At 68.8% G+C, this 4,663-nt stretch carries 6 protein-coding genes and 1 tRNA gene; all 7 read right to left on the reverse strand.

Translation table 11 applies throughout. The annotated features are described in order from the left end of the window. Positions 1 to 127: 127 nt before the first annotated feature. Positions 128 to 203: transfer RNA gene (locus WB461_RS07220), tRNA-Ala, on the reverse strand. 31 nt (positions 204 to 234) lie between these two features. Next, positions 235 to 1,065 (reverse strand): hypothetical protein, encoded by an 831-nt coding sequence (locus tag WB461_RS07225; protein ID WP_423852053.1) that lies wholly within the window; start codon positions 1,063 to 1,065, stop codon positions 235 to 237. Positions 1,066 to 1,155: 90 nt separating this feature from the next. Then, complete coding sequence (locus WB461_RS07230; RefSeq protein ID WP_423852054.1) at positions 1,156 to 1,731, reverse strand: GNAT family N-acetyltransferase; 576 nt, start codon at positions 1,729 to 1,731, stop codon at positions 1,156 to 1,158. A 14-nt stretch (positions 1,732 to 1,745) separates the two neighbouring features. Beyond that, a complete protein-coding gene (locus WB461_RS07235; protein ID WP_423852055.1) occupies positions 1,746 to 2,261 on the reverse strand; it encodes a MogA/MoaB family molybdenum cofactor biosynthesis protein in 516 nt (171 codons plus the stop codon). After that, complete coding sequence (gene moaC, locus WB461_RS07240; RefSeq protein ID WP_423852056.1) at positions 2,258 to 2,731, reverse strand: cyclic pyranopterin monophosphate synthase MoaC; 474 nt, start codon at positions 2,729 to 2,731, stop codon at positions 2,258 to 2,260. Before moaC ends, WB461_RS07235 begins: the two co-directional genes overlap by 4 nt. 22 nt (positions 2,732 to 2,753) lie before the next feature. Continuing rightward, positions 2,754 to 4,019, reverse strand: a complete 1,266-nt coding sequence (glp, locus tag WB461_RS07245) for a gephyrin-like molybdotransferase Glp (protein ID WP_423852057.1) — start codon at positions 4,017 to 4,019, stop codon at positions 2,754 to 2,756. A gap of 275 nt (positions 4,020 to 4,294) precedes the next feature. Next, positions 4,295 to 4,663, reverse strand: a 369-nt coding sequence (locus WB461_RS07250) for a UTP--glucose-1-phosphate uridylyltransferase (protein ID WP_423852058.1), incomplete at its 5' end; no start/stop codon positions are given.

Here is a 4,663-nt window from a genome sequence, read left to right on the forward strand (position 1 = left end):
GGGTTGAGCGTGGTCATGGGAGCTCCTGCGTCGTCGGGTCGCTCCGAGTATGACCGCAGATCAGGCGGCGCGAGCGTCCTTCGACGACGAAGGCCCGGCCGTGGGGGCCGGGCCTTCGATGTCGTGCTGGTGGAGCATAGGAGATTCGAACTCCTGACCTCTTCGATGCGAACGAAGCGCGCTACCAACTGCGCCAATGCCCCAGGTCGTGCGCCAGCAACATTATCAGGCGGGTCAGTGGCCGACTGCGCGGCGTTGCTCGCCGGCATCGACGTCGCGCTGGGGGAGCTCGACGTCTTCACCCTCGATGTGACCGGAGGTCCAGGCGCCCGCCTGACCGAACTCGATCGTGCGTACTGTACGACCCGCGCGGGGCTTGGTGACGTACGTCGGCAGAGTCACCGGAAGGGGGTCCCACAACGCCTCGCCCGTCGTCGAGACGGACGGGACAGCGATCACGATCTGGTCGTCGAGCGCGTCCACCTCGAGAGGGACGTCCTCCATCTGGTGCTTGCGGCCCGGGTTGATGTCGGCATCGTGCCCGGAGACGATGACCGTCTCCTCCTCTTCGGCGGCCGTCGAGATCGAGGGCTTGCCAGTTCTGCCGATCCTCGGCAACCGGGGTGCCACGAGTCGTCCCATGCCCAGCTCACTGCGAACCTGAACACGACAGGCCACGAGCCAGGCCGCCACCAGCATCACCGGCACGGCTATCCACGGGGTCGCGATGATCGACAGCGCGGACAGGACGGTGACGACGGCGGTGAGGGCCAGCAACGTCAGCAGCGTGCGGCGCCGCCGCTTGGCGGCGAGCCTCGCCGCAGGCCGGTCGGCCGTGCGAGCAGCCGGCCGGGTGGTCGCGGCAACGACTGGCGCCGGTTGGCTGATCTCGGGCGCTTGGGATGGTGCGGCAGTCGACCGGGCGATGACCCGACCGAGGGCGCCGGAGGAGTCGAGGGACGCATTCTTGCTGGCATCGTCGTAGCGACGCAGCACGAGCGGCACGAAGTACGCAGCCCAGACGGCCACGACGAACGCGATGATCAACCCGCTACTGGAACCCACGTGCAAAACGGTAGGCGCTGGGGGCTGACTTCGTGGGCAGCCATGGCCGTGTGTCGCCTGAGAACTTGCGCGCCGCCCCGTTCGGCGATCTCAGGAGGGCTGGTCCAGACGCGCCACCAGGCCGTCAGGGACGTCCTCGGTCAACACCTGGAAGACGCGGTGGTCGCGCCAGTCGCCCGCTATGTGCAGATATCGCGGGGCCAGACCGACCTCGATGAACCCCAGCTTCGCGACGACTCGGAGACTTGCCTGGTTCTCGGGCCTGATCGAGATCTCGACGCGGTGCAGACCAACCGTCCCGAGCAGGTGGTCCGTGACCAGAGCCACCGCTGTCGGGGTGATTCCACGGCCGGCATGGCTCTCGGCGATCCAGTAGCCCAGGCTCGCCCACCGCGCCGATCCCCACGTGATGCCATTGACCGTCAGCATGCCAACAATCTGGTCGTCCCAGGTCAGCACGAAGGGCATGGCCTGCCCGCGCCGTGCCCGGCGTCGCAGGGTGCCGATCATCCCGGCGTAGGACGTCGCTGGGCGTCCGGCTTCACGAGGAAGCGTTGCCTCCCACGGACCGAGCCAGCCGGCATTGGCCTTCCGTAGCCGCGCCCACTCCGCCGCGTCCCGACGACGCAGGGGACGTACACCGACGTGTCCGTGCCTCAGCTCCACCGGCCATCCGGGACTCAGGACTCACCACCGGGCTGGTTGCCGCCGGCATGATCCCCGCCGGCAAGCTGTTCGACTGCGTGCGGCAGGACATCGGCCAGCACGGTGAGCCCGTCCTTGACGCCGCCACGCGATCCGGGCAGGTTGACCACGATCGCGGATCCGGCGACCCCCGCCAGACCGCGAGACAACATCGCCGTGGGCACACCGTTCGCGACTCCATGGGCTCGGATCGCCTCGGCCACACCGGGCAGCTCGCGGTCCAGGAGCGGTCGGGTTGCCTCGGGCGTGCGGTCGGTCGGATTGATGCCGGTGCCCCCGGTCGAGACGATCACCGCGACCCCGTCGGCCAGCGCCGCGGCGATGGCATCGGACACCGGCTGCCCGTCCCCGACGACGGCAGGCTCGCCGACTTCGAACCCCCAGGAGCGCAGGGCGTCAGCGATCAACGGGCCGGTGGTGTCCTGGTAGATCCCGGCCGAGGCGCGGTTGGATGCCACGACGACCGCGCCCTTGCCGCGCGAGCTGCTCACGAACGGGTCCAGTCGCCGCTCTTGCCACCGGACTTGGCGACGACTTCGATGTCGGTGATCCGCGCCAGCTTGTCGACGGCCTTGACCATGTCGACGACGGTGAGCGCCGCGACGCTGACCGCGGTCAGCGCTTCCATCTCGACTCCCGTACGGTCGGCCGTCCGGACGGTCGCGGTGATGGCAACGGAGTCGTCACCGATGACCAGCTCGACATCGACGCCGCCGATCGCCAGGGGGTGGCACAGCGGGATCAGGTCAGGGGTGCGCTTGGTCGCCATGATGCCGGCGATGCGAGCCGTCGCGATCGCGTCTCCCTTGGGCACACCCTCCCCCCGAAGCAGCTCGACGACCCGAGCGCTGACCTCGACCCGACCCCGAGCGGTCGCACTGCGCGACGTGACGTTCTTGCCCGTGACGTCAACCATCCGTGCGTGGCCCTGGCCATCGAGATGGCTGAGTGAGTCACTCACCGTGCAGCGTCCGGAATCATCGTCAGAACGGCCGATCGAGCACAAGGGTGCGAACTGTGTCACCGAGGTTCAGCGCGGTCTGGTCCTCGCCGATGATGATCAGCGCATTGGCCTTGGCCAGCGCACCGACCAGATGGGAGCCGTTGCCCTGGATCGGCGTGACCTTGGCGCCGCGGTGAGTGACCTCGAAGACGCCACGGATGTACTGCCGGATACCGGGCGTCGAGCGCAGATCAGACGCCAGCACCGCATGCACCATCGGCCGGCGGAACGGCGTGCGGCCCATCATCCGGCGGATGGCGGGGAGCACGAAGACCTCGAACGAGACGTACGCCGACACGGCATTGCCCGGCAGGGTGATGATCGGGGTCTGCTCGTCGAAGACCCGTCCGAAGCCCTGCGGTTTGCCCGGCTGCATCGCGACCTCGACGAAGTCGACCGTGCCGAGCGCCGACAACGTCTCCTTGACGACGTCGTGGTCGCCCTTGCTGATTCCGCCGCTCGTCACGACCAGGTCGGCCCGCACGAGCTGCTCGGACAGCACCTTGCGAAACGTCCTGGGGTTGTCATCCACGGCGCCGACGCGATAGCAGATCGCCCCGGCGGCGCGCACGGCCGCGGCCAGCATGTAGCTGTTGCCGTCGTTGATCGAGTCATAGTCCAGATGGGTCCCTGGCTCTCGCAGCTCGCTGCCGGTCGAGATGACCACGACGCGGGGACGCGGGCGGGCCTTGACCCGGGGTGAGCCGAGCGACGCCAGCAGCCCGATCTCGCGCGGTCCCAGGACAGTGCCCTCGGCCAGCACCGTGTCACCGGCCTTCACGTCGTCACCCTTGGGCCTGATGCAACCACCGGGAGTCGTCGACTCGTAGATCTCGACCCGGGCGTTGCCGCGGTCGGTCTTCTCGAACGGGATGACCGAGTCGGCACCGCGCGGGATCGGCGCACCGGTCATGATCTTGACCGCCGTCCCGGCGCTGATCGCGAACGGCCGCGCAGAGCCCGCAGCGATCTCTCCGACGACCGGTAGGGCGACCGGCTGATCCCGGCTCGCTCCGGCGACATCCTCCGAGCGGATGGCGTAGCCGTCCATCGCGGAGTTGTCGAACAGCGGCAGGTCGGAGGGACTGACAAACGCCTCATGCAGCGGCAACCCCAACGACTCGACGAGCGGCTGGTCGTACGCGCCGAGGGGGCCGATGCCGCGCAGGATCTTCTCGAGATGGTCCTCGACCGTCAGGAGTCCCTCGCGAATGCTGGCCGGCCGCGGGCGCCTGGTCGTTTCCACTGCAGGACTCGCAGCGGCAGCCTCAGTCGACTCGGTGGCGGTCGGAGCGGCCTGCTCGGGGGTCCGGGCGGGCACCCTCGGCCCAGCCGGAGGCGTTGGATCGGGAGCCTGCGCTGCTGCCGGCGCGGGAGGTGGAACGGGCACCGCTTGCGTCACCGCGTCCTCGGACGCAGTGCTCGGCGATGCTCCCGGGGTCGAGTCCTGAGGATCATCCGGACCAAGCGGCAGCATGTTCTGCTCCGATTTGCCGTCGGTTTCTCCTGGGGACATGCGTGTCAGCCTAACCGGGCCGCAGCAGGGACGCTCTCGGCCGCGCCGGTGTCCTCGAGCGCCACGTCACCGCGCACCACGACGTCGCGGCCGAAGCGCCAGTCACCCTTGACGGTCAGCGAGTCTGCATCGACCATCGACGGCATCGCAGGGAGGCGGGCGTCGAAGTCGGCGATCGTGCTGAAGAAGCGTCGATCCAGGTCGACCAGCGGCACCGGGTCGACCTGTGCACGGAGCCGGAAGTCCGCGCCGACGCCATAGACGTCCGACCGCAGGAGCAGAAGGTCGTTGGTGGTCTTGACCGGAAGGAACCGCGAACGATCGACCTCGATCGCAGTCGCACCATCGAACACCTCGATCGCGGCACCCATCGC

This window comes from Aeromicrobium sp., assembly GCF_049587115.1.
Taxonomy (GTDB): Bacteria; Actinomycetota; Actinomycetes; order Propionibacteriales; family Nocardioidaceae; genus Aeromicrobium.